Annotated in this window: 4 protein-coding genes; 1 reads left to right on the top strand and 3 read right to left on the bottom strand. The window is 65.4% G+C overall.

The window, feature by feature from the left end; all coding sequences use genetic code 11:
- Positions 1-130 precede the first annotated feature (130 nt).
- Positions 131-268, bottom strand: a complete 138-nt coding sequence (locus RMN86_RS14615; RefSeq protein ID WP_309606591.1) for an entericidin EcnA/B family protein — start codon at positions 266-268, stop codon at positions 131-133.
- A 139-nt stretch (positions 269-407) separates the two neighbouring features.
- Between RMN86_RS14615 and RMN86_RS14610 the strand changes: the two genes are divergently transcribed.
- On the top strand, positions 408-1,553 hold the full coding sequence (locus RMN86_RS14610) for a serine hydrolase domain-containing protein (RefSeq protein WP_309606590.1): 1,146 nt from the start codon (positions 408-410) through the stop codon (positions 1,551-1,553).
- A gap of 132 nt (positions 1,554-1,685) precedes the next feature.
- Here RMN86_RS14610 and RMN86_RS14605 read toward each other — a convergent pair whose 3' ends face one another.
- Both RMN86_RS14605 and RMN86_RS14600 read right to left on the bottom strand, forming a co-directional pair.
- Positions 1,686-2,639 (bottom strand): SDR family NAD(P)-dependent oxidoreductase, encoded by a 954-nt coding sequence (locus RMN86_RS14605; protein WP_309606589.1) that lies wholly within the window; start codon positions 2,637-2,639, stop codon positions 1,686-1,688.
- 135 nt (positions 2,640-2,774) lie between these two features.
- Positions 2,775-3,743, bottom strand: coding sequence for a hypothetical protein (locus tag RMN86_RS14600; protein WP_309606588.1), 969 nt, complete (start codon positions 3,741-3,743; stop codon positions 2,775-2,777).
- Between the last annotated feature and the right edge of the window lie 123 nt (positions 3,744-3,866).

Here is a 3,866-nt window from a genome sequence, read left to right as displayed (position 1 = left end):
GCAGGCCGGGCAGCGCCCGGAAACGCCCCGCAGGATCGAGCGGCGCAGCGGATGAACGATCTCGGACATGGCCGCTATATGGGCGTGCCGGGTGCGGAAAGGAACTCTCCTTCTGGCGAGAATGGCGGGCCTATTTCCTGGCGTCTTCCGCCGACTGGGTGACGGCCATGCCGGCCGCGACGACGTCCATGCCGACCCCGGACAGGGTGTTGCAGCTGGCCACCAGCAGGGCCGCCGCCGCCGCGGTGAACACGATCAGTTTGCGCATCCGAGAGTTCCCCCGTCCCCGTCCCCGTGCGCCAAGACTTCGCCGGGGCCGTCGCCATAGTCAAGCTCCGACCAGGCCGTGCGGCGTGACCTCGTCGCCGGTCTTCGCTAGGAAGGACGAAACCTAGGAGATACTCGCGATGGCCGACGGATCCGTGCAAGGGCTCGCCGACGAACGGTTCGCGGCCGTCCGCGAGGCGTTCGCCGCCAATCTGGCGAGCGGGGCCGATCTCGGCGCCTCGTTCTGCGCCACCCTCGAGGGCGAGACGGTGGTCGATCTGTGGGGCGGGTTCGCAGACGCGGCGGGGACCAGGGCCTGGGCGCGCGACACCATCGTCAACGTCTATTCGACCACCAAGACCATGACCGCGCTGTGCGCCCTGATCCTGGCCGACCGCGGCGACCTCGATTTCGACGCGCCCGTGGCCCGCTACTGGCCGGAATTCGCAGGCAGCGGCAAGGCGGGCGTCAAGGTCAGTCACCTGATGAGCCACGCGGCGGGCCTACCCGGCTGGGAAGCGCCGGTCACCACCGAGGATCTCTACGACTGGGAGAAGGTGACCACCCTGCTGGCCGCCCAGGCGCCCCTGTGGGCGCCGGGGACGCAGCCCGGCTATCACGCCATCACCCAGGGCTATCTGATCGGCGAAGTGGTGCGCCGGATCACCGGCCAGACTCTGGGAACCTTCTTCCGCCAGGAGATCGCCGAGCCCCTCGGCGCGGATTTCCACATCGGCCTGCCCGCCGCCCACGACGCCCGCGTCGCCGAACTGATTCCGCCGCCGCGGGGCACGGCGGCCGGCGACGGCAAGCAGACGCCGGCCCAGGCGATGACCTTCAACAATCCGGTCATCGACGTCTCAGCCACCCGCACCCGGGGCTGGCGCGGCGCTGAGATCCCGGCCGCCGGCGGAACCGGCAACGCCCGCTCGATCGCCGAGATCCACGCCATCCTGGCCAACGGCGGGGTGGCCAGGGGCAGGCGGTTCCTCTCCGAAGCCGGTTGCCGCAAGGCGCTGGCGCTGCAGATCGAGGGCGACGACCTGATCCTGGGCGGCCCGGCCCGGTTTGGCCTGGGCTTCGGCCTGGCCGGCGGCGTCGTCCCGCTGCCCAACCCCGACGACAGCATGTTCTGGGGCGGCTATGGCGGGTCGCTGGCGATCATCGACATGAAGGCCCGAACCAGCATCGCCTACGCGATGAACCGGATGGCCGGCACGACCACGGGCGATACGCGCGCCTTCGGCCTGGCGATGGGCCTGTGGGGGGCGTTGGGACTGGCCTAGAGCCCTTCCCACTGAGGTTGGCTCGACCTGAGTGGAGGAGAAGGGCTCCAGATATAAGCGACGACCCTGTTTTGTCCCGGCTGACCTGAGTCAAGTCTGCCGTGACAGGGTCTACCCACGTTGCCCTGGAGGTCAGAAGGTCTCGCCGACCATCGCCTCGCTCTTGGCCCACAGCGCCCGGGCCCGGTCGGGATCGAGGGCATAGGGCTGCACGCCGCCGCGCGCGCCGGTCTCGGTCTGGCGCTCGGCCACGTGGCAGTCCTCGCAATACTGGCCGCCGACCCGGTCCGCCGGAGCCACCGCGGCGGCCCAGACGCTGGTCGCGACGCCTTGCGGGATGGTCTTCCAGACGAACTGGCCGGCCGCCTGACTGGCCTGCGCGGCGTCGGTCATCTGCCGGATCACCTCGGGCGACATGTGGCGGCCAAGCTCGGTGTGTATGCCGCCCGGATGGACCGCGGTCGCCCGCACGCCCCGGGGCCTGTGGCGGCGGTCGAACTCCACGGCGAACAGCACATTGGCGGTCTTGGAGCGGCCATAGGCGACGAACTCGGCATAGGGCGTGCGCTCGAAGTTCGGATCGTCCAGATCGACATCGGAGAATCGGTGGCCGGCCGACGAGAGGCAGACCAGCCGCGCACCGGGCGCCATCCGCGAGGCGATCCGGTTGGCCAGGACGAAGTGGCCCAGGTGATTGGTCCCGAACTGGGTTTCGAAACCGTCCGTGGTCCTGCCGAAGGGCGTGGCCATCACGCCGGCGTTGCAGATCACCATGTCGAAGGCTCGGCCGTCGGCCATCAGGCCCTTGGCGCAGGCGCGCACGCTGGCCAGCGACGCCAGATCCAGCTCGACGAGTTCGAGGCTTCCGCCCAGGGCGGCGCCGGCCCGCGCCGGCTCGGTGGCGGTCTTCGCCTTGGCAAGATCGCGCGCCGCGCCAACAACCTGCGCCCCGTGGGCGACCAGGGCCCGGGCGGTCTCCACGCCCAGTCCCGCCGACACGCCGGTGACCAGCACGCGCCTGCCGGTCAGGTCGACGCCCGCTAACACCTCGTCTGTCGTTGAATGGGCTCCAAAGGCTGGGGTCATGGCTCGGCTCGCGGAAAGGGGGCGGGGTTTCACCAGCCCGGATGGGAGGCGCCAGCGACCGCCGCCATGGGCAGCCTGCCGAAGGCGACGGACATTTCCGCGTGGGACCGACCTCCGTCCGGACGCTTGCAGGGGTCAGAACTTGTAGGAAAATTCCGTGGTCAGGAGGCCTTCCTTGGAGGCCGCCGACGGCAGATTTGAATATCTGTCACTATATTTGTAGTCTATTGAAAAGAGAATCTTGCTTGATACCGGAAATTCGAGCCGCGCCTTGACGACGGACCACTGATCTTCACGGATCGACTTTATAGACGGCGTTATATTGTTATAGTCTCGGCGAATGAAGTCGTAACCAAATTTGATCTTTCCCTTCTGCTTCAACAGATTGACAGGGAGAGCGAGGTTGGCGCTCAGGCCGTATCCCCCATAGGAAAACTCCGGGCCGCTCGTCATTTCCCGCTGGTAGTTGCCACTCAGCAGGACATAGGCTTTCGAATGGTCAAAGAAATAGAAAGCCTGCAATTCCGGTTGTTGATGCACGGCATTGCGTCGTCGATCCTTGGAAAAGCTCTCGTTGAGGATGAGATAGGATCCCCTGACGAATATATTTGATCTGATCGGTGTAAATATAGACGGATTGACGATTTCTATTGACAAAAATGGAGATCCGCCAAATATAATATAGTCTCTGGAATAGTCTATTACTAGAGTGGAAGATCCAAATTTTCTAGAGGCATCGAAACTCACGACGTGACTTTGAATATCAAATCCATGAAGTCTAGTATGCAGACTCTGATTGAATTCGTATCCTATGGAAACATGATTTTTCTTGTCATCGTATAGACGGTATTTCGCGTTCAACCCGAGAGTTTTTATAGAGTCGCCGCGCCCGGTGGCGGTGTCGATCTGGCTGTTGCTGACGTTGTCGTCATAGGCCGCTCCGGCCTTCAACATCAAGGATCCCGCAGGGGTGTCGGCGGCCGTGGCGGCTGTCGAAACGGTCGCGCCCGCCAGGCTGGCGATCGACAGGAGCGAGACGCCGGGCAGATCCCGCCAGCGCCGCGGCGCGGGCCGGCCCCCGGCCCCGGAGTGGCTTTTCGTCATCCGGGGACATCTTTCCTTTGCGCCAACGAAGGGGCGGACGAAGGGGCGGGCGAACCGGATCGAGAGTTGGCGGGTCCCGCGTTTGGGGGGTGACGATGTACACATTGGGCCCTGGCGGGACCC

The sequence above is a fragment of the Phenylobacterium sp. genome, assembly GCF_031360265.1.
Classification (GTDB): Bacteria; Pseudomonadota; Alphaproteobacteria; order Caulobacterales; family Caulobacteraceae; genus Phenylobacterium.
The sequence above is the reverse complement of the archived record's forward strand: the minus strand, read 5'-3'. Positions and strand labels throughout refer to the sequence as shown.

Excerpts from the sequence above, each read along its gene's own strand:
- RMN86_RS14615 (WP_309606591.1), bottom strand. The coding sequence starts at position 268 with ATGCGCAAACTGATCGTGTTCACCGCGGCGGCGGCGGCCCTGCTGGTG.
- RMN86_RS14610 (WP_309606590.1), top strand. The coding sequence starts at position 408 with ATGGCCGACGGATCCGTGCAAGGGCTCGCCGACGAACGGTTCGCGGCC.
- RMN86_RS14605 (WP_309606589.1), bottom strand. The coding sequence starts at position 2,639 with ATGACCCCAGCCTTTGGAGCCCATTCAACGACAGACGAGGTGTTAGCG.
- RMN86_RS14600 (WP_309606588.1), bottom strand. The coding sequence starts at position 3,743 with ATGACGAAAAGCCACTCCGGGGCCGGGGGCCGGCCCGCGCCGCGGCGC.